Here is a 19,011-nt window from a genome sequence, read left to right as displayed (position 1 = left end):
AAGCGCCCGGCCGAGTAATCGGCCGGGCGCTTCTGCGTGCGGTGAGCTGCTGTAAACCGATCAGCGTTCCGGGCTGCTCAGTCGGTGCTGGGCTGGTAGCCGCAGCTGGGGTCCTCGGCGAGCGGGTCCCCGGTCACCGCGTAGGCGTGCGAGCGGGAGCCGCCGCAGACCGTGCGAAATTCGCAGTGACCACACCGGCCGCCGAAGAGATCCGGGGTGCGCAGCTCCTGGAGCAGCTGCGCCTCCCGGTAGATCTCGGAGAAGGGCTGCTTGTGCACCGACCCCACGGACACGGGCAGGAACCCGCTGGGGTAAACGAGACCGACATGGTCGACGAAGGCGAACCCGCGCCCGGAATTGACGTCGAGGGGGGCCCGCGGACGCCGCCGCCTCGGCTCGTCACCGGTGAGCAACCGCTCCGTGGCCTCCCGCAGCGAGGCTCTCAGTGGGCCGACTGGGAACGCGGTGTCGAGGTCAACCCCGTCGTCCACGCCGGCCCGCTGAAGCGCGATGCGTCGGTAGTGGGGTGCCTCGGTGGTCTTGATGGCGACCAGGTCGGAGACGTCGTGCAGCCAGTGCAGAACCTCCTCCTCCTCGGCCGCGGTCAGAGCGTTCAGGAGCTTGCCGCGGCCGGTGGGCACGAGGAAGAAGACACTCCACAGGGTGGTGCCGAGATCGAGGACGGTCTTCAGGATGCCGGGCAGCTCGTGCACGGTGTCGCGGGTGACGGTCGTGTTGATCTGCAGCCGGTAGCCGACCTCGCGCACCATTCGGGCGGCGATCATGGTGTCGTCGAAGACGCCGTCGACACCGCGGAAGGCGTCGTGGGTGGCCGCTGAGGCGCCGTCCAGCGAGAGCGAGACCGCCTTGGCCCCGGCGTCGTGGAGCTCGACCAGGACCTCACGGGTGAGGCGTGGGGTGACCGAGGGGGAGAGGGCCATGCTCAGGCCGAGGCTGGTACCGTGGGCGACGAGCTCCGGCAGGTCGGGGCGCTCGAACGGGTCCCCGCCGGTGAGCACGACCAGCGGGCGCGGTGTGCCGAAGGCGGCGAGGTCGTCCAACAATTTGCGACCCTGGTCCGTGCTCAGCTCGAACGGATTGCGAGTGCGGATGGCGTCGGCCCGGCAGTGGGTGCAGACCAGTTGACAGGCGCGCGTCACCTCCCAGATGACGATGAAGGGCCGTTCGGCGGTGTCGTGGTGCAGCACCCGGATGGGGCGCACGTGCGTGTCGGTCATGGGGCAAGTCCTAGCTCAGCGCCGAATTTCGGCCCTCAGTTGTTTTTACCATAGATATAGGGAAAACTAGTCTGGTGCCTATCGAACCCCTTGACGCCCGCACCCACCGCGTGCTCTCCGGCATCAGTCGGGTCGCCATTCTCGAACTCCTGCGCGATGCCGACGCGGCGATGGATGTGCCGGCCATCGCCCAAGCGGTGGGGCTGCACGCGAACACGGTTCGGTCCCACCTCGACCGGCTGGTCGAGGTGGGCCTGGTTGCCGAGACCGTCGAGGCGCGCGTGCGTCCCGGGCGGCCCCGGCTTTTCTTTCGCGCCACGTCACCCGCCGCCGAGGTCCCCGCCGAGTCCTACCGGCTTCTTGCCGGTCTCCTGGCCGGCGGCCTGGGCAGGGACGTTTCCTCGGGGGCAGGCGCGGCCGCGGCCGCGGAGGCCGGGCGGCGCTGGGGCAGGGAAATGGCCGAGACGGATGCCGGACTCTCCGACGCGCAGTCGGGGGCGGCCCACGGAGCATCGGTCGGGCGTATCGTTCAGATCCTTGACGAGGTCGGCTTCGAGCCGCGCCTCGGGGATGCCGGTGATACCGGTGCTGCCGGTGCTGCCGATGACGTCGCTTTCGGCGGCGCCGCCGCTCCGGTCGACGTCGTGATCGAGCTGCACCGTTGCCCGTTCCTCGATGTGGCCAAGGAGCACAGCGACGTCGTGTGCGCGGTGCACCGCGGCCTGATGGAGGGCGCCCTCGAGCGCCTGCACACACCCGGAGTCGGCGTCACCCTCGAGCCGTTCGCCCGCCCGGGCGTCTGCCTCGCCCACCTCGAGATCCCGGCGACGAAGCCGTGAGCGTGGCCCGGCGCACACCGCTGCGCAGCACCTGTGCGCGGCCGCATCCGTGCTCCTCCGCCATGCGGAACAGCATTCTCGGCCAGATCCCGATCTTCCAGGACCTGTCGGCCGGCGAGCTCGCCGACCTGGCCGAACGGATGCTGTCGCTCGCCTGGGGTCCCGGAGACACGCTGTTCACCGCCGGCGAGCCGTCCGAGCACGTGTTCGTACTCGCGGCCGGCCAGGCGAAGGTGTTCCGATCGACCTCGACCGGGCAGTTCACGAGCCTCGACTTCCTCGGCCCGGGAGCGGTGCTGGGAAGCCTGACCGCGCTGGACGCGGGTCGGTACCCCGAGACGGCCGTTGCCCTCGTGACCACCTGCGCCCTGCGCCTCGAATCCGGCGCCTTCCGGCAGATGTTGCTCGCGCATCCGCCGGTGGCGCTGCGCGTGCTGGATGTCGTCGTCGACCGTCTTCATCGGGCGCGGTCGAGGGAGGCCGAGCAGGCCTCCGTTACCGTCACGACGCGGGTGGCAGCGACCCTGCTGCGCCTCGCCGACACCTTCGGCGTGCCGGGGGACGGCGCCGGTACCACCCTGATCCAGCTGCCTCTGACCCGCGCCGACCTGGCCGCCATGACCGGCACGAGCGCCGAGTCGGTGTCCCGCGCCATGAGCGGCCTGCGCCGGGACGGGCTGATCGATTCCGGACGACGCTGGACCGCCGTGCTCGACCGTTCCGGTCTGGTTGCGGCAAAGTGACGGCCGTCATGGTTGCCGCCGCCTCGGGTTCGTAACGTCGCAGTCATGACCACAATCATCCCCACCACAACATCCACTCCGACATCCACCCCGACATCCACCCCGGCCACCGTCCACACCATCCTGCGGGCCGACGGCTTTTCCTGCCCGTCCTGTGTCGCCAAGATCGAGAAGCAGATCGGCCGCCTCGCCGGAGTCAGCGCCGTGACCGTGTTCTTCGCCACCGCCCGGATCGAGATCGACCACGACCCGGCCGTCGTCAGCACGGATGCCCTCATCGCCGCCGTCGGCAAGGCCGGCTACACCGCCCGCCTGGCCGCGTTCTGACCGGCGGACGGGGGGAGTGACATGACCATCGTGCGCCGCCACCTGATTCCCCTCATTTCCGGCGCGTTGATCGGCGCCGCCTGGCTGCTCGGCCTCCTGCCGGTGCCGCCGCTTGTCTCCGATGCGGCGATGGTGGCGGCCGCGGTCGTGGCCGGGTTACCGATCATGCGGACCGCCGGGCGAGCGCTGCTCGCCCGGGTCGTGGGCATCGACCTGCTTGTCACGGTCGCCTCCGTCGGCGCCATCGTGCTCGGCGAATACTGGGAGGCCGCCGCCGTGACCTTCCTGTTCGCGATCGGGCATGCCCTCGAATCGGCTACCCTCAACCGCACCCGCTCCGCCCTGACCGCGCTCGTGGCCCTGGCCCCGGACGTCGCCCTCGTGCTGCGGAACGGCGAGCAGCTCGAGGTCCTGGCCGGGTCCGTGCGGACCGGGGAGACCGTCCTGGTCAAGAACGGCGCGCGGGTGCCCGTCGACGGCACCGTGCAGCAGGGCACGGGCACGATCGACGAGGCCTCCATCACGGGCGAGTCCTCCCCGGCCGAGAAGCGCGCCGGCGACCGCGTCTTCGCCGGCACGGTCTCGACCGGCGGCTTCTTGCAGGTGCTGGCCACCGAGGTCGGCGCGGCTACCACCCTGGCCCACATCGTGCACCGGGTCGAGGAGGCGCAGGAGGCCACGGCCCCGACCCAGGTCTTCATGGACCGGTTCTCGGCCTGGTACACCCCCGGCATCCTGGTGCTCGCGATCATCGTCGGCGTGGTGACCGGCGACGTATTCCTGGCGCTGACCCTGCTCGTGATCGGGTGTCCCGGCGCCCTGGTCATCTCCATCCCGGTCGCGATCGTTGCCGGGATCGGCCGCGCCGCGCAGCTCGGAATCCTGATCAAGGGCGGCGAGTTCCTCGAGACCGCCGCGAAGATCACGGTCGTCGCGGTCGACAAGACGGGCACCCTCACCCGGGGTCGTCCGGTCCTGACGGATGTCGTGGTGCTGAACCCCGCCCTGACCCGTGCCGAGGTGCTCGACTGGGCTTCACGGGCGGAGGCCGGCTCCGAGCATCCGCTGGCCGGAGCGATCGTGCAGGCCGCCGCGCGGGAGGCCGCACGCGAAGCCGCGCAGGGCGCCCAGGTGACCGGCCTGCCGGAACACATCACGTCGGTGCCCGGGCAGGGCATCGTCGCCGCGGTGGCCGGCCGCACCGTGCTGATCGGCAATCCGGCCCTGCTCCGCGCCCACCGGATCGCGGGCACGGATGCCGCCACGACGCTGGCCGAGAAACTCGCCGCCCACGGGCGCACGCCGCTGATCGTCGCGCTCGACGGCGTCGTCGCCGGTGTCCTCGCCGTGGCCGACGAGGTGCGTCCCGACGCCGCCGACATGGTGGACGCGCTGCACGCGGCGGGGATTGTTCGGGTCGTCATGCTCACCGGCGACGGGCCGCTCGTGGCGCAGGCCGTGGGTGCCCACGTCGGCATCGACGAGATCCGGTCGTCGCTGCTGCCGGAGGACAAGCTCGACGTCGTCACCGGGCTCCGGCGGGACGGCCACGTCGTGGCGATGGTGGGAGACGGCGTCAACGACGCCCCGGCCCTCGCCACGGCGGACATCGGCATCGCGATGGCGGCGGCCGGTTCGGCCGTCGCGGTCGAGACCGCCGACATCGCGCTGATGGGTGACAACCTGCTGATGCTCCCCGCCGCCATCGACCTGGCCCGCCGCACGGTGCGCGTGATGCACCAGAACGTGGCCCTCGCGCTGGTCACGGTGGTGCTGTTGCTGGCCGGTGTGCTGTTCGGCGGCGTGACGATGTTCGGCGGCATGCTCGTGCATGAGGCATCCGTACTGATCGTGATTGTGAATGCGATGCGCCTGCTGCGCCGGTCCGGGCAGCGCGCGGAACGCAGAGTACGGCGTCGGATTTCGTCCGAATTGCATGTCCAGTCCCCGAAAAAGTCAGAGAATTCAGAAAATAAGGAGATGATTAGGAGGTGACGCCGTCCTCCCCCTCGTCGAGCTACCGCACGCTCGCGTCCTTCAGCAGGATTCAGCTTCTGTACTTCCTGCAGCAGCGCGGAACGATGACGGTGGGCGACCTGGCCGAGGCCACCGGTCTGCACCACAACACGGCCCGGGAGCACCTGCAGCGCCTGATCGGGGACGGTTTCGTCACCTGTCACCCGGAAAACAAAGACTCCAAGGGCCGGCCTCGGATGTTGTACAGCGCCGCCGCCGGCCCGAACCACGTCGACGGCTCCATCCGGGCCGCAAAGGCCGAAGCCGCCGATCGCCACGGTGACCAGGTGCGACGGATGCTGCGGGTCGAGGCCGTCATCCACTCGCCGCTGCAGCGGCAGCTGGACGCCCTCGACGACCACCTCGACGAGTCCGGCTTCGACGCGCGGCTCGAGATCGACGGTGCCGACGGCAACCGAGTGCACCTGCACGAATGCCCGTACAGCGAGATGGTCAAGGCGCACCCCGAGGTCTGCCGGGTGCACTTCGGGCTGCTGAAAACCCTGCTCGAAAGGACCGAGGGACCCCTGAGCGCCGACGCGCTGCACCCGCTGGTCGAACTGAACACCTGCACCCTCGACCTGCACCGGTCCGACGCCGACCCAGGTGTCGAAACAGGCGCCGAACAAACCGCCCCGGAACGGCTCAAGCCGGCAATCATTTATCACGGCGTTTCCGGCTTGTAGCGAATTTCGCCACCCCTGAGACTGGAGTCCGAGGGTGGTTGCCGACCATGGTGACCCCGGGCAGTGCAAGGGGTACGTTGTGAAAACACTCAAGAATTCGGCTTTCTCGAAGCCGGCTAAGACCCGGCCGGCCAAGCCCGGCATCGACGGCCCCATCGACGACACGATCCTGAAGCTCGGGCGGTTCCTGCGTCGAGGCAAGGCCTCACCCGACCTGCGATCCGTGTTCCTTGCGGGCGGCCGCGACGCCGACTCGTTCTACCGCGACCGCTGGACCCACGACAAAGAGGTGCGGTCCACCCACGGTGTGAACTGCACCGGCTCCTGCTCCTGGAAGGTGTACGTCAAGGACGGCATCATCACCTGGGAGACCCAGCAGACCGACTATCCCTCCGTCGGCCCCGACTCACCCGAATACGAGCCCCGCGGCTGCCCCCGCGGCGCCGCCTTCAGCTGGTACACCTACTCGCCGACCCGGGTCAAGTACCCCTACGTGCGCGGCGTGCTGCTCGACCTGTTCCGTGCGGCGAAGGCCCGCACCGGCGACCCCGTGCTCGCCTGGGCCGAGGTCACCGGCGACCCCGAGAGCGCCCGCGCCTACAAGAGCGCCCGCGGCAAGGGCGGCCTGGTGCGCACCAGCTGGGATGAGGCGTCCGAGATCGTCGCCGCTGCCCACGTGCACACCATCAAGAAGTACGGCCCCGACCGCATCGCCGGCTTCTCGCCGATCCCCGCCATGTCGATCGTCTCGCAGGGGGTGGGCAACCGGTTCATCTCCATGCTCGGTGGCACCATGCTCTCGTTCTACGACTGGTACGCCGACCTGCCCGTGGCGTCCCCGCAGGTGTTCGGCGACCAGACCGACGTGCCGGAATCGGCAGACTGGTGGAACTCCTCCTACCTGATCATGTGGGGCTCCAACGTGCCGGTCACCCGCACGCCCGACGCGCACTTCATGGTCGAGGCCCGCTACAAGGGCCAGAAGGTCATCACCGTCTCGCCCGACTACGCCGACAACTCCAAGTTCGCCGACGAGTGGCTGGCCGTGCACCCCGGCACCGACGGCGCGCTCGCGCTGGCCATGGGCCACGTCGTGCTCAAGGAATTCCTGGTCGACCGCCGCACGCCCCGCTTCGTCGACTACATGAAGCGTTACAGCGACTCCGCCTACCTGATCAGCCTCACCAGGCGCGGCGACGCGTACGTGCCCGGCAAGTTCGTGACCGCGGATGCCCTGCCCGGCCTGGCCCCGACGGTCGCCAGCGCCGCGTTCAAGCCGGTGCTTCTGGGCCACGACGGCGAGGTCGTCGTGCCCAACGGTTCGATCGGGCACCGTTTCTCCGAGACCGACGTCGGCAAGTGGAACCTCGACCTCGAGGGTGTCGACCCGCTCCTGTCCATCGCCGACGCGCCCGACTACGACCAGGCGTCCGTCGCCATCGACATGCCCCGGTTCGACGTTGCTCCGGAGACCGACGAGATCGGAGAGCAGCACGCGGGCGGTGCGGGCATCATCCGTCGCGGCGTCCCCGTGCGGATGGTGGCCGGCCAGCTGGTCACCACCGTGTTCGACCTACTGCTCGCGCAGTACGGCGTCGGCCGGCCAGGCCTGCCCGGTGTCTGGCCGACCGGCTACGACGACGCCACCTCACCCGGTACCCCTGCCTGGCAGGAGGGCATCACCTCGGTGCCGATGCAGGCAGCCGAACGCATCGGCCGCGAGTTCGCGCAGAACGCCGAAGACTCCAATGGACGCTCGATGATCCTGATGGGTGCCGGAACCAACCACTGGTTCCATTCCGACACCATCTACCGGGCCTTCCTGGCACTGACCACCATGACCGGCTGCCAGGGCGTCAACGGTGGCGGCTGGGCTCACTACGTCGGCCAGGAGAAGGTGCGCCCACTCACCGGCTACGGCCAGTACGCGTTCGGCCTGGACTGGGTGCGCCCGCCCCGCCAGATGATCGGCACGGGCTTCTTCTACCTCGCCACCGACCAGTGGCGCTACGACGGCCTCGCCGCCGACACCCTGTCCAGCCCGCTCGGCGCAGGCACCTTCGCCGGCCGCACCACCGCGGACTGCCTGGTCGAGTCGACCAAGCGCGGCTGGATGCCCGGCTACCCCACCTTCAACCGCAACTCGCTCGACCTCGTCGACGACGCGGTCCGGGCGGGCGTCGACCCGGCCCAGTACGTGGTCGAGTCCCTCGGCGACGGCACCCTCGAGTACGCCATCGAGGACCCGGATGCGCCGGAGAACTTCCCGCGCATCCTCGACGTCTGGCGGGCCAACGTGATCGGCTCGTCGGGCAAGGGCAACGAGTACTTCCTGAAGCACCTGCTGGGCACCAAGAACGCCGTTCGCGCCCCCGAATCGCCGCCCGAGAAGCGCCCGAAGACCATGAAGTGGCACGAGACCGCCCCCGAGGGCAAGCTTGACCTGATGGTCACCAGCGACTTCCGCATGACGAGCACCACCATCTTCAGCGACGTGGTGCTGCCGCCGGCCACCTGGTACGAGAAGAACGACCTGTCAACCACCGACATGCACCCCTTCATCCACTCGTTCAACCCGGCGATCGCCCCGCCGTGGCAGGCGAAGACCGACTTCGACATCTTCCACATCCTCGCGGAGAAGATCTCCGAGATGTCCGTGGAGCACCTCGGAGTGCGGAAGGACCTGGTCGCCGTTCCGCTGCTGCACGACACCCCGGATGCGATGAGCGCCCCGCACGGCATAGTCGAATACGACCAGGTGCTGGTGCCCGGCGTGACCATGCCCAAACTGGTCGTGGTCGAACGCGACTACCCGGCCTTCGCCGCGCGGCTCGGTGCCCTCGGCCCGCTGACCGAGAAGCTCGGCATGATGACCAAGGGCGTCAAGTTCAACCCCGACGTCGAGGTGGCCTACCTGGCGAAGAAGAACGGGCTCGTCGAGAGCGGCCCCGCCGCCGGGCGGCCGCAACTGAAGACCGCCATCCAGGCCTGCGAAATGGTGCTCGCGCTCTCCGGCACCACCAACGGACGGCTCGGTACGCAAGGCTTCCGCAGGATGGAGGAGCGCACCGGCCAGAAGTTGGCGCACCTGGCCAGCGACAACGAGGGCCGTCGCTTCTCCTACCCGGATGTGCAGGGTGCCCCGGTCCCGGTACTCACCTCCCCGGAATGGTCCGGCAGCGAGCACGGCGGCCGACGCTACAGCGCGTTCACGATCAACGTGGAGCACCTCAAGCCCTGGCACACCCTCACCGGGAGGCAACACTTCTACCTCGACCACGACTGGATGATCGAGCTGGGGGAGACCATGCCGATCTTCCGGCCGCCGCTGGACATGCACCGCCTGTTCGATGATTCCATCGTCGGGTCGACCTCGTCCACCGGCGCGACCGGCTCGAAGGGCCGGGCCGAGGTGGCCGTGCGCTACCTCACCCCGCACTCCAAGTGGTCGATCCACTCCGAGTACCAGGACAACCTGATGATGCTGTCGCTGTCCCGCGGCGGGCCCACCATCTGGATGTCACCGCAGGACGCCGACAAGATCGGCGTGCGCGACAACGAGTGGATCGAGTCCTACAACCGCAACGGCGTCGTCGTGGCCCGTGCGGTCGTCTCGCACCGGATGCCCGAGGGCACCGTGTACATGTACCACGCGAAGGACCGCACCATCAACGTGCCGATCGCCGAGACGAGCGGCATGCGCGGTGGCACGAACAACTCGCTCACCCGGATCCTGCTGAAACCGAGTCACCTGATCGGTGGCTACGCCCAGCTGTCCTTCGCTTTCAATTACCTCGGCCCGACCGGGAACCAACGCGATGAGGTCACCGTGATCCGTCGACGCAGCCAGGAGGTTGAGTACTAAATGCGCGTAATGGCTCAGATGTCGATGATCATGAATCTCGACAAGTGCATCGGGTGCCACACCTGTTCGGTCACCTGTAAGCAGGTGTGGACCAACCGCACCGGCGTCGAATACGTCTGGTTCAACAACGTGGAGACCAAGCCCGGCGTCGGCTACCCGCGCCGCTACGAAGACCAGGACAAGTGGAAGGGCGGCTGGCAGCGCAACAAGCGCGGACGCCTGAAACTGCGCTCCGGTGGCCGCATCAAGCGCCTCGCCACCATCTTCAACAACCCCGACCTCCCGGTGATCGACGACTACTACGAGCCGTGGACCTACGACTACGACATGCTGACCAAGGCTCCGCTGAGCACGGAAAGCCCCGTCGCCCGGCCCAAGTCGCTGCTCACCGGCCAGAACATGGACATCAAGTGGTCCGGCAACTGGGACGACGACCTCGGCGGCTCGCAGGAGACCGCGGCAGACGACCCCATCCTCGCCACCATGAGCGAGCACGTGAAGATGGAGTTCGAGAACACCTTCATGTTCTACCTGCCGCGCATCTGCGAGCACTGCCTGAACCCCGCCTGCGTCGCGGCCTGCCCCTCGGGCGCCATGTACAAGCGCGAGGAGGACGGTATCGTCCTCGTCGACGAAGACGGATGCCGCGGCTGGCGCATGTGCGTCTCCGCCTGCCCGTACAAGAAGGTCTACTTCAACCACAAGACGGGTAAGGCCGAGAAGTGCACGCTCTGCTACCCGTTGATCGAGCAGGGCAAGCCCACGATCTGCTCGGAGACCTGCGTCGGCCGGCTGCGTTACCTCGGCCTGATGCTCTACGACGCCGACGCGGTCCTCGCGCAGGCCTCGGTCGAGAACGAGCACGACCTGCTGGATGCCCAGCGCGCCTGCTTCCTCGACCCGTTCGACCCTGAGGTCATCGCCGCGGCGAAGGCCGAAGGCATGGAGGACGACTGGATCCTCGCGGCCCAGAACAGCCCGATCTACAAGCTCATCTCCGAGTACAAGGTGGCTCTGCCGCTGCATCCGGAGTACCGCACCATGCCGATGGTCTGGTACATCCCCCCGCTGTCCCCGGTGGTCGACGTCATCTCGACCACCAACAACGACGGTGAGGATGCCCGCACCCTGTTCGCCGCCATCGACAAGCTCCGCATCCCGGTGGAATACCTCGCCGGGCTGTTCTCGGCCGGAGACGTCGTTCCCGTCGAGTCCTCGCTGCGGAAGCTCGCCGCCATGAGGTCGTACATGCGCGACATCAACCTGGGCCGCGACCGCGACGAGTCGATCCCGGAAGCGGTCGGCATGACCGGTCCCGAGATCGAGGCCATGTACCGCCTGCTGGCCATCGCCAAATACGAGGATCGCTACGTCATCCCCAAGGCGCACGTCGAGACGGCGCGTGAGCTTGAGGAACTCGCCTGCTCGCTCGACACCGACGGCGGCCCCGGTATGGGTGGCCCCAGCGTCGCCACGGCGGCAGGCCCCTATGGCAAGACCCCCGGGATGCCGCTGAACGCGACCGTCGACAACTACAACGAGATGGTCGGCAAGGGCTCCGAACGCACGAAGCCCACCACGCCCGGCCGGGTCAACCTGCTCAACTGGACCGGCGGCGGCGTGCCGGAGGGCATGTTCCCGCCGAAGGCCTCCGGGAGTCCCGCATGAGGCTGCCGAAGCTCCCGACCCGCAAGGTCACGGCGCTGCCTCTGTCCGCGGAGGACGGCCGGATGGCGCACATGGCGGCATCAATTCTGCTGGATTACCCCAGCCAGGAGCGACGGGCCCGTTTCGGTGCTGTCGCCGCGTCGGTGGCGTTGCTGCCGGATCCGCTCCGCCACGCCTTCGAGGCGTTCCTGACGAAAGCGGATGCGATGACGCAGCAGGAGTTGGAAATCCACTTCACGGCCACTTTCGACCTCAAGCGCAAGTGCTGCCCGTACCTGAGCTACTTTGCGGCGGGGGACACCCGTCGCCGCGGCATGGCGCTCGTGCGCTTCGTCGAGGCCTACCGTGCCGCGGGCTGGGAGGTCGCCGCCGACGAACTGCCCGACTACCTGCCGATGGTGCTCGAATTCTCCGCGCGGAGCGACTCGCCGATCGCACAGGAACTGCTCGCCGCGCACCGCGACGGGATAGAGGTGCTCCGCATGGCACTCGAGGCCGTGCCGAGCCCCTACGCGCACATTGTGGAGGCGGTCTCCCTGTCTCTCCCGAAGATCGACGAGGAGACGCGTCAGCGTTACCTCAACCTGGTGAACGAGGGTCCGCCGACCGAGACGGTCGGCATGACCTTCCTGGGCAATCTCAAACCGTTCTCGCCGTCCGGCGCGAACAGCGAGGAAGTACGGGTATGAATCCGCTCGACATTCTGCTTTGGGTGGCGTTCCCCTATGCCGCCGCCGGGGTCTTCATCGTCGGCCACCTTCTGCGCTACCGGTTCGACCAGTTCGGCTGGACCTCACGGTCGAGCCAGACCTACGAGAACAAGTGGCTCCGCTGGGGCTCGCCCATGTTCCACTACGGCATCCTGATGGTCTTCGGCGGTCACATTGTCGGACTCTTCATCCCCAAACCGTGGCTCGAGTTCTTCGGCGTCACCGAGCACATCTACCACCTCGGGGCCACCTGGCTGGGCAGCGTCGCCGCGGTGCTGACCATCGCCGGCCTCGCCATCCTGCTGATCCGTCGCCGCCTGGTCGCCCGGGTCAAGCTGGTCACGACCGTGATGGACAAGGTCATGTACCTGTTCCTCGCCGGCACCATCGCCTTCGGCACGACGGCGACCGTGCTCTACCAGGTGCTCGGCGCCGGCTACGACTACCGTGGGTCAATCTCGCCGTGGATCCGCAGCCTGTACGCCTTTCAGCCGGACCCGGCGCTGATGAGCGACGTGCCGTTCTTCTTCCAACTGCACGTGCTCTCCGCCACGATGCTCTTCCTGCTGTGGCCCTTCACCCGACTGGTGCATGTATTCTCGGCGCCGCTCGGCTACTTCGTGCGTCCCTACATCGTCTACCGCTCGCGGGACGGCCACCGCGGTGCGGGCTCCCAGAAGGCCCGCCGTGGCTGGGAGAAGAGCGAACTACCGAAGGACACCCGCGAAAAGGTGGGCGGCCGCCGCTAGCCGAAGATCCCAGGGACGTCGACGCCGGTGCGCGACCCGCAGCCGCCATATGCAGCCGGGGGAGCGGGTCGCGCAGGGGTAACGGATGATGCAGGCCGCCGGCACCTGGGCTGCCCGAAGGGCTAGCCCGCGCGCACGCCAGGCCGCCTGCAGGCGATCGAGGGCGTCTTGATCCCGCCGCACTCGGGCTGGTAAGCGAAGCCTGCGCTGTATGGCGGGGTTCCGCTCCGGTGCCTAGCATTGCCGGTGTGGGTCCAATTTCGTGCCTGAGGATACCCAGAAGGAGACACATGTTCGATGCGCTGCTCGACACCATCTTCGGTTTGCCTGTGCACCCCCTCGTGGTGCACGCGACCGCGGTCGTCGTTCCCACGGCGCCCTCGTCGTCGTCGTCGCGGCCCTCTGGCCCCGGTTTCGCCGGTGGGCGAAGTTCCTGCCGCTGATCCTCGCATTGGCCGCACTCGTTCTCGTGCCGCTGGCGCGCGAATCCGGGGAGGCGCTGAGAGAGCGGGTCACCGAGACCGCGCTGGTCGAGACCCATTCCGAGCTGGCCGACGGGCTGCTGCCCCGGGTTGCCGCCCTGGTCGTGGTCGCTGCCGTTCTGCTCTGGTGGAACTACCGGGAGGTCGGCGGCCGGACATCCGTCGCCCGCACCCCGAAGTGGGTGGCCATCGTGCTGGCCGTGGCCGCGCTGGGCGCCGCCATGGGAACCATCGTGCAGGCCGTGCGCATCGGTCACAGCGGGGCGGCGGCCGTCTGGTCCGAGGCCGGGGGAGCACCGGCGCCCGCCGGGGGCGAAGACGACGACTGAGCCGGCCTGAACTCAGTCGGTCACGGAGCTGTCGGCGCCCACGCCGGCGGCAACCTCGCGGGTCCACTCGGCGGAGATTCTGGCTCCCCTGACTCTTCCGCGGGTTAGGCCCGGTCGCGCGCGAGTGTGTGTGTGTGTGTGTGTGTGTGTGTGTGTGTGCGGCCAACTCAGGACATCCGTTGCCGGCATGCACCGGCCGCCACGGATCAGTGCGGAACCAGTGTGGATGTTCGGCCCGGCCGGACGGATCTCCTGAGTTGGCCACAGCCCCCGCCGGATGGGCAGCAGCGCTGGTGCGGATCGGGCGTCGACCACCCGCTTCGCTCCGTTCGGGGCGCGGAACTCCCAGTCCGACCCCTTCATCGCCCACGGCTGGCAGGATTCGGGCAGCTAGTCGGCGGTGGCGGCCCGTTCCTCGGCGAGCTCCGCGAGCCGCGCGAGAGCGCGGGGCCAATCCGCAGCGAACATGGCCGTGAATTCCTCGTCGGTGTCGACGGTCACCACGAGTGTGGTCACCCCGTCGGACTCGCTGAAGGAGTAGTCCTCGTGCGCGCCCGCGAACCGCCGCGCGTGAGCGCTCGTGGTGTCGTCGATGCCCCGGGAGACAGCACCGTGGATTTCCAGGGAGATGAACTCGTCCAGCCGGTTTTCGACGACCGTGGCCACCAGCCCGCTGTGGGAAGCATCCTCGCCGGGGGCAAGGAAGCGGATCGTGCTGCCCTCCGCCCAGCTTCCGACGTAGTGGGAACCCTCATGGAACGCCCGGGTCCAGTCCCGGTAGGTCGACGCGTCCAGCATCGTGCTCCAGACGGCGTGTACCGGAGCGTCGATCCGAATCGTGAAGTGCAGCTGTTCCATGCGGGGATCGTACTCCGCTCCGGCAGATCGATCAGCTGGGGAAGGGAGCACCCTTGCGGGCGTAGTAGAACCAGGCGAGCCAGGTGCAGAACACGCAGAACACGGCGCAGCCGGCGAAGAACGCGGTCGGGCTGATCATGGTGAGCGAGATGCCCACGACGAACGGTCCGAAGGCCGCGATGGCGGAGGTCCAGGCGATGGCTCCGCCGGCCTGACGCTTCGGGAAGATCATCGGCATCTGCTTGAACGTGCCGGCGTTGGCCAGCCCGGCGAAGAAGAAGATGATCAACATGCCGGTGAGGAAGCCCCAGAACTCGTCCACGCTGGTCGGCGTGAGGAAGAAGGCGGTGAGGGCAGTTCCCGCCACCATGCCGAGGCCACCGATGAACGTGAAGATCGCGCCGCCCCACCTGTCGCAGAACGGGCCGCTCGCCGCCCGCACCAGGGCGCCGAGGACGGGGCCGATGAATGCGAAGGCCAGCGGGTTCGGGGCATCCGGGAAGTCGCCGTAGACGTTGAGGATGATCAGGCCCATCTGGGCGGCGAGGCCACTGTAGGCGCCGAAGCTCATCAGGTAGATGGCGGTCATGATCCAGGTGTGCTTGACCTGGAAGATGTCCATCTGCTGGCGGAAGTTCGCCGTGATCGGCACCCGGCGCAGGTACATCACCGCCAGGACGATGGCAAGCAGAGCCCAGGGGATGAGCACCAGCCCACCGTTGTGCAGCCAGACGAGGTCACCGTCGGCACTGCTCTGGGGGGTGAGGGCGGCGGTGCCGAGCAGACCGAATCCGACGACCCAGGGCAGGATCAGCTGCATCAGGCCGATGCCGAAGTTGCCGAGGCCTGCCTGCAGGCCCAGAGCCGTACCGGCGAGGCGTTTGGGGAAGAAGTAGCTGGTCGATGCCATGAAACCGGAGAAGGTTCCGCCGCCGATGCCGGCCGCGAACGCCAGGGAGAGCAGCACCCAGTACGGCGTCGACGTGTCCCGGGCGGCGAGGGTCCAGCCGAGCATCGGGATCATGAGCAGGGCCGACGACATGGCGACGAGGTTGCGGGTGCCCATCATCGGCGGCAGGAACATGAAGACCAGGCGCAGCAGGCCGCCGGCGAGCCCGGGGAGGGCGACGAGCCAGTACAGCTGGCTGGGTGCGAGGGAGTAGCCGATGTCGTTCAGACGCGGGGCGATCGCGCTGACGAGGTACCAGGCCGCGAAGCTCAGAGTCAGGCTGAAGGTGGTGATCCACAGGGTGCGCCAGGCGAGCCCCGGATCCCAGGTCTCGTCATTCTCCGGGTCCCAGTTGGACAGATCCGGTTTGAGTTTCGAGGCGAACTGCGGGGACGTTGCGACTGACATGGACTTCCTCGGCTGGTTGCTGCCGGGCACCAGGCCCGCGTAGCTTCCACCCTCGCGGTACAGCGGAAATGCGACAACGCGTGAACGCCGTGAAAAATGATTCGGTCGTACAGAACCGAAATCGGCGGGCGTCAGCCGCCGGCGAAGGGCGGCAGCACGTCGACGGTGTCGCTCCCGGAGAGCGGCACCGTGTCATCCGTCGCCCGCGTGCCGTTCACGAGCAGGGAGCACCGGCCGAGGATGCGCTCGAACTCGTCGCCGTAGAGGCTGGTGAGCTGGGCGCGCAAGTCGCCGATGGTGGCGGCATCGATCGCGGCCGCGTCGGCGGCGGCGGATTCGGCTGCCGCGGCGAAGAAACGGATGGTCGCCATCAGCGTGTCACCTCCGGCTGGTCCGGCGGCCAGGTGAGGGCGAGCCGGGTGGCCAGCGCACTGGCGGCCTCGATGGCGGTGGGTGTGCCGCCGTTCCGGGCGGCGGCCAGACCGACCAGGAACGTGCTCAGCGGGGCGGCGGGCCGGGCCACGTTGTGGGCCACGTCGCGGGCCACGTCGAGCAGCGTGCCCACGGGGATGTCGGCCGGATCCAGGCCGAGTGCGGCGGCGAGGGCCACCAGCCACTCGTCGAGAGCCTCAGGGGGAAGCGGGGTCGAGGCGCTCATTGGGTATCACTCCTCATCGGATTGCTCCGCGGTCGGATTGCTCCACGGTGGGGTGCTGGTCAGCAGTGCGGAACTCCTCTCCACATCCTGCCATGTGTCCACGTCGCTCCCCTTGCCGTTCTGGTCGCGGACGCCCCGCAGCTCGAGCGGGGCCAGCAGTCCGCGCATGCTGGCGCCGTGGGCGTCGGCGCCGAGCCGGTGCGCGGCCGCCCGCAGCGGCGCCAGACGGTAGATCCCCGCGAGCCACTGCGCGCGGCCGCCCGCGTCGACCAGGTGCAGGCCGTGAACGGATGCCGGCAGCCCCGGGTCGGACGCCGCCGGCACCAGTAGGCGGGCGGCATCCGCTGCCCACGGCAGGTCGCAGGCCAGCAGGAGCACCCAGTCCGCAGGCCCGGACGCGGTCGCGTGCTCGAGCGCCGCGAGTCCCGCCACGATGCCGGCGACCGGGCCGCCGAACGGGGGATCTTCGAGCGTCCAGGTCAGCTCGGCCGTGTCGTCGTCCGGGACGGCCGCACGGGCCTCCTCCGGCCCGACCACGACAACGTTCCGGGCGAGACCGCGTGCGTCCAGCACCCGGGAGAGCAGCGTGCGCCCGGCCACCTCGACCGCGGGCTTGACCGCGCCGTCGAGGCGCCGGGCGCGCCCGCCCGCCAGCACGATCAGGTCGACGCTCATGGCTGCTCGGGTCATCGCTACTCGTTCGGGCGGTGCCAGTCGCCGGACTTCCCTCCGGTCTTCGTGATGAGGCGCACGTTCTCGATCCAAACGGACTTGTCGAGGCCTTTGACCATATCGACCACGGCGAGGGCGGCGATCGACACGGCGGTCAGCGCCTCCATCTCGACGCCGGTGCGGTCGGCCGTGCGCACGGTGGCCGTGACGCGCACCCCGGTGTTTTCGATGACGAGGTCGACGGCGGCGCCGTGCACCCCGATCACATGCGCGAGGGGGAGCAGGTCGGCGCACTTCTTGGCACCCTGGATGCCGGCGATGCGGGCCACGGCGAGCACATCGCCCTTGGGGGTGCTGCCGTCGCGAAGGGCCGCGATGACCGTCGGTCCGCAGGCCACGAAGCCGGCGGCGGTGGCGCTGCGCACGGTGGGCTGCTTCTCGGTGACGTCGACCATGCGGGCCTGGCCGGAAGAGTCGAGATGCGTGAAGGGGTGTGCGGACAGGTCGCGGATGCTCATGTCAACAGCATGACAGTGACGCGGTCGCCCTCGGCAATCCGCGTCACGTTTTCCGGCACGATGGCCAGCCCGACGGCCTGAGCAAGCCCGGCGACGAGGTGGGATCCCGACCCACCCGCGGCGGACCGGCGGACCACTCTGCGGATTCCCACGCCCTCGAGGGTCACCGGCATGTACTGGGCACGGCCGGGCGGGGAGTCCCAGCTCTCCCCGGCGGTCGCCGAGATCGTGGGGCGAAAGAGGTCGATGTGCCCGCCGAGGCGGCGCAGGGCCGGCCGCACGAACACCTCGAACGACACGAAGGCGCTGACCGGGTTGCCGGGGAGGGCGAAGATGAGCGGTCCCTCGACTGCATTGTCGTCGGCCGGCCAGCGGCCGAAACCCTGAGGCTTGCCCGGCTGCATCTTGACCGGCCCGAACCGTACGGTGCCGAGCGGCGCGAGCACGGCCTTGACGATGTCGTAGGCGCCGACGCTCACCCCGCCGGAGAGCACGATGGCGTCGACCGTGCCGGCGAGGCTGGCCAGCAGGCTGCGGAGCGTGTTCTCGTCGTCGGGAACCGCGCCGAGCCGGATCGGCACCCCACCGGCGGCGGTGACGGCCGACGCGAGGAGGTAGGAGTTGGAGTCGGGGATCTGGCCGCGCCGGGCGGGTTCGCCGGGGGTGACGAGCTCGCTCCCGGTGGAGATCACGGCCACGCGCGGAGCCGGGTGCGCCCGGAGCGACGAGGTTCCGGCGCTGGCGGCCGCGGCAACCCGGGTCGGCCAGAGCACCGAGCCGCGGGTGAGCACGGTGTCGCCGGCGTGGGCGTCTTCGCCGGCGCGACGGATGTGCGCTGCCGGCTGCGGCGCCCGCACGACGGTGACCGTGTCGATGCCCTGATCGGTGTCTTCGATCGGAACCACGGCATCCGCCCCGTCCGGGAGCGGCGCCCCCGTCATGATCCGGGCCACCTGCCCGGTCTCCAGGTGCGGGTTCTGGCTGGTTCCGGCCGCGAGGTCGGCGACCACCGGCAGCGTCACCGGGTGCTCGGCGGAGGCCTGCAGCAGGTCGGCGCGCCGGACGGCATAGCCGTCCATGGCCGAGTTGTCGAAGGGAGGTGTGTCCGTGGCGCTCCGAACATCCTCGGCCAGCATCAGGCCCAGCGCCTCGTCAAGCGAGACCAGCACGGGCGGCAGCGGGGCGACCGCGGCGAGCACGAAGGAGAGCTGGTCGGCGACGCTGCGGGCCGAGACCGGTACGGCGCAAGCGTCGGCGTCGTGCTCGTGGGTGTGCTCGTGCGTGTTCCCCGTCATG

General features: G+C 69.0%; 19 protein-coding genes. 11 read left to right on the top strand and 8 right to left on the bottom strand.

Translation table 11 applies throughout. The features are described 5' to 3' along the window. Positions 1-77: 77 nt before the first annotated feature. Entirely contained in the window at positions 78-1,238 is a 1,161-nt protein-coding gene (locus tag CXY79_RS11230) for a TIGR04053 family radical SAM/SPASM domain-containing protein (protein WP_104101370.1), read from the bottom strand. Positions 1,239-1,312: 74 nt separating this feature from the next. Here CXY79_RS11230 and CXY79_RS11225 point away from each other — a divergent pair, with 74 nt between their 5' ends. The 11 genes from CXY79_RS11225 to CXY79_RS11180 all read left to right on the top strand — a co-directional run bounded on the left by CXY79_RS11225 (position 1,313) and on the right by CXY79_RS11180 (position 13,652). Then, a complete protein-coding gene (locus CXY79_RS11225) occupies positions 1,313-2,077 on the top strand; it encodes a metalloregulator ArsR/SmtB family transcription factor (protein ID WP_104101367.1) in 765 nt (254 codons plus the stop codon). Between the two features lie 62 nt (positions 2,078-2,139). After that, complete coding sequence (locus tag CXY79_RS11220) at positions 2,140-2,820, top strand: Crp/Fnr family transcriptional regulator (protein ID WP_104101694.1); 681 nt, start codon at positions 2,140-2,142, stop codon at positions 2,818-2,820. Positions 2,821-2,865: 45 nt separating this feature from the next. After that, positions 2,866-3,147 carry a heavy-metal-associated domain-containing protein gene (locus tag CXY79_RS11215; protein WP_104101365.1) on the top strand — a complete coding sequence of 94 codons (282 nt, stop codon included), beginning with the start codon at positions 2,866-2,868 and terminating at the stop codon, positions 3,145-3,147. Between the two features lie 21 nt (positions 3,148-3,168). Next, complete coding sequence (locus tag CXY79_RS11210) at positions 3,169-5,142, top strand: cation-translocating P-type ATPase (protein ID WP_104101362.1); 1,974 nt, start codon at positions 3,169-3,171, stop codon at positions 5,140-5,142. Beyond that, positions 5,139-5,849 carry a metalloregulator ArsR/SmtB family transcription factor gene (locus tag CXY79_RS11205; RefSeq protein WP_104101360.1) on the top strand — a complete coding sequence of 237 codons (711 nt, stop codon included), beginning with the start codon at positions 5,139-5,141 and terminating at the stop codon, positions 5,847-5,849. The genes CXY79_RS11210 and CXY79_RS11205 overlap by 4 nt, the downstream gene beginning before the upstream one ends. A gap of 79 nt (positions 5,850-5,928) precedes the next feature. Further along, the gene (locus CXY79_RS11200; protein ID WP_104101691.1) at positions 5,929-9,714 is read left to right on the top strand and encodes a nitrate reductase subunit alpha; all 3,786 of its coding nucleotides are present in this window, start codon (positions 5,929-5,931) and stop codon (positions 9,712-9,714) included. Continuing rightward, positions 9,715-11,382: a nitrate reductase subunit beta gene (gene narH, locus CXY79_RS11195; RefSeq protein WP_104101357.1), complete on the top strand. Its 1,668-nt coding sequence runs from the start codon at positions 9,715-9,717 to the stop codon at positions 11,380-11,382. It abuts the gene before it with no gap. Then, positions 11,379-12,071, top strand: a complete 693-nt coding sequence (gene narJ, locus CXY79_RS11190) for a nitrate reductase molybdenum cofactor assembly chaperone (RefSeq protein ID WP_104101355.1) — start codon at positions 11,379-11,381, stop codon at positions 12,069-12,071. Before narH ends, narJ begins: the two co-directional genes overlap by 4 nt. Beyond that, positions 12,068-12,841 (top strand): respiratory nitrate reductase subunit gamma, encoded by a 774-nt coding sequence (gene narI, locus CXY79_RS11185; RefSeq protein ID WP_104101352.1) that lies wholly within the window; start codon positions 12,068-12,070, stop codon positions 12,839-12,841. The genes narJ and narI overlap by 4 nt, the downstream gene beginning before the upstream one ends. A 290-nt stretch (positions 12,842-13,131) precedes the next feature. After that, a complete protein-coding gene (locus tag CXY79_RS16005; RefSeq protein WP_158250273.1) occupies positions 13,132-13,284 on the top strand; it encodes a hypothetical protein in 153 nt (50 codons plus the stop codon). An 8-nt stretch (positions 13,285-13,292) separates the two neighbouring features. Then, positions 13,293-13,652, top strand: a complete 360-nt coding sequence (locus tag CXY79_RS11180; protein ID WP_104101349.1) for a hypothetical protein — start codon at positions 13,293-13,295, stop codon at positions 13,650-13,652. A gap of 390 nt (positions 13,653-14,042) precedes the next feature. Here the strand turns inward: CXY79_RS11180 and CXY79_RS11175 are convergent, their stop codons facing one another. From CXY79_RS11175 to glp, 7 genes are all read right to left on the bottom strand, one after another. Beyond that, positions 14,043-14,510 carry an SRPBCC domain-containing protein gene (locus CXY79_RS11175; protein WP_104101347.1) on the bottom strand — a complete coding sequence of 156 codons (468 nt, stop codon included), beginning with the start codon at positions 14,508-14,510 and terminating at the stop codon, positions 14,043-14,045. Between the two features lie 31 nt (positions 14,511-14,541). Then, on the bottom strand, positions 14,542-15,867 hold the full coding sequence (locus tag CXY79_RS11170; RefSeq protein WP_104101344.1) for an MFS transporter: 1,326 nt from the start codon (positions 15,865-15,867) through the stop codon (positions 14,542-14,544). 131 nt (positions 15,868-15,998) lie between these two features. Beyond that, complete coding sequence (locus tag CXY79_RS11165) at positions 15,999-16,238, bottom strand: MoaD/ThiS family protein (protein ID WP_104101341.1); 240 nt, start codon at positions 16,236-16,238, stop codon at positions 15,999-16,001. Beyond that, positions 16,238-16,525, bottom strand: a complete 288-nt coding sequence (locus CXY79_RS11160; protein WP_104101339.1) for a DUF6457 domain-containing protein — start codon at positions 16,523-16,525, stop codon at positions 16,238-16,240. Before CXY79_RS11160 ends, CXY79_RS11165 begins: the two co-directional genes overlap by 1 nt. Before the next feature lie 6 nt (positions 16,526-16,531). Continuing rightward, positions 16,532-17,215, bottom strand: coding sequence for a molybdenum cofactor guanylyltransferase (locus CXY79_RS11155; RefSeq protein WP_199186756.1), 684 nt, complete (start codon positions 17,213-17,215; stop codon positions 16,532-16,534). A gap of 2 nt (positions 17,216-17,217) precedes the next feature. Beyond that, positions 17,218-17,715, bottom strand: a complete 498-nt coding sequence (gene moaC, locus CXY79_RS11150; RefSeq protein WP_104101336.1) for a cyclic pyranopterin monophosphate synthase MoaC — start codon at positions 17,713-17,715, stop codon at positions 17,218-17,220. After that, a complete protein-coding gene (gene glp / locus CXY79_RS11145) occupies positions 17,712-19,010 on the bottom strand; it encodes a gephyrin-like molybdotransferase Glp (RefSeq protein ID WP_104101334.1) in 1,299 nt (432 codons plus the stop codon). The genes moaC and glp overlap by 4 nt, the downstream gene beginning before the upstream one ends. Position 19,011: the final 1 nt, after the last annotated feature.

The organism is Cryobacterium sp. M96, from assembly GCF_002929845.1.
Taxonomy (GTDB): Bacteria; Actinomycetota; Actinomycetes; order Actinomycetales; family Microbacteriaceae; genus Cryobacterium; species Cryobacterium sandaracinum.
The sequence above is the reverse complement of the archived record's forward strand: the minus strand, read 5'-3'. Positions and strand labels throughout refer to the sequence as shown.

What these genes read in the sequence shown, in the direction of transcription:
- CXY79_RS11230 (WP_104101370.1), bottom strand. Translation starts at nt 1,238, where the DNA reads ATGACCGACACGCACGTGCGCCCCATCCGGGTGCTGCACCACGACACC.
- CXY79_RS11220 (WP_104101694.1), top strand. Translation starts at nt 2,140, where the DNA reads ATGCGGAACAGCATTCTCGGCCAGATCCCGATCTTCCAGGACCTGTCG.
- CXY79_RS11215 (WP_104101365.1), top strand. Translation starts at nt 2,866, where the DNA reads ATGACCACAATCATCCCCACCACAACATCCACTCCGACATCCACCCCG.
- CXY79_RS11210 (WP_104101362.1), top strand. Translation starts at nt 3,169, where the DNA reads ATGACCATCGTGCGCCGCCACCTGATTCCCCTCATTTCCGGCGCGTTG.
- narH (WP_104101357.1), top strand. Translation starts at nt 9,715, where the DNA reads ATGCGCGTAATGGCTCAGATGTCGATGATCATGAATCTCGACAAGTGC.
- narJ (WP_104101355.1), top strand. Translation starts at nt 11,379, where the DNA reads ATGAGGCTGCCGAAGCTCCCGACCCGCAAGGTCACGGCGCTGCCTCTG.
- narI (WP_104101352.1), top strand. Translation starts at nt 12,068, where the DNA reads ATGAATCCGCTCGACATTCTGCTTTGGGTGGCGTTCCCCTATGCCGCC.
- CXY79_RS16005 (WP_158250273.1), top strand. Translation starts at nt 13,132, where the DNA reads ATGTTCGATGCGCTGCTCGACACCATCTTCGGTTTGCCTGTGCACCCC.
- CXY79_RS11175 (WP_104101347.1), bottom strand. Translation starts at nt 14,510, where the DNA reads ATGGAACAGCTGCACTTCACGATTCGGATCGACGCTCCGGTACACGCC.
- CXY79_RS11170 (WP_104101344.1), bottom strand. Translation starts at nt 15,867, where the DNA reads ATGTCAGTCGCAACGTCCCCGCAGTTCGCCTCGAAACTCAAACCGGAT.
- CXY79_RS11165 (WP_104101341.1), bottom strand. Translation starts at nt 16,238, where the DNA reads ATGGCGACCATCCGTTTCTTCGCCGCGGCAGCCGAATCCGCCGCCGCC.
- CXY79_RS11160 (WP_104101339.1), bottom strand. Translation starts at nt 16,525, where the DNA reads ATGAGCGCCTCGACCCCGCTTCCCCCTGAGGCTCTCGACGAGTGGCTG.
- CXY79_RS11155 (WP_199186756.1), bottom strand. Translation starts at nt 17,215, where the DNA reads ATGACCCGAGCAGCCATGAGCGTCGACCTGATCGTGCTGGCGGGCGGG.
- moaC (WP_104101336.1), bottom strand. Translation starts at nt 17,715, where the DNA reads ATGAGCATCCGCGACCTGTCCGCACACCCCTTCACGCATCTCGACTCT.
- glp (WP_104101334.1), bottom strand. Translation starts at nt 19,010, where the DNA reads ATGACGGGGAACACGCACGAGCACACCCACGAGCACGACGCCGACGCT.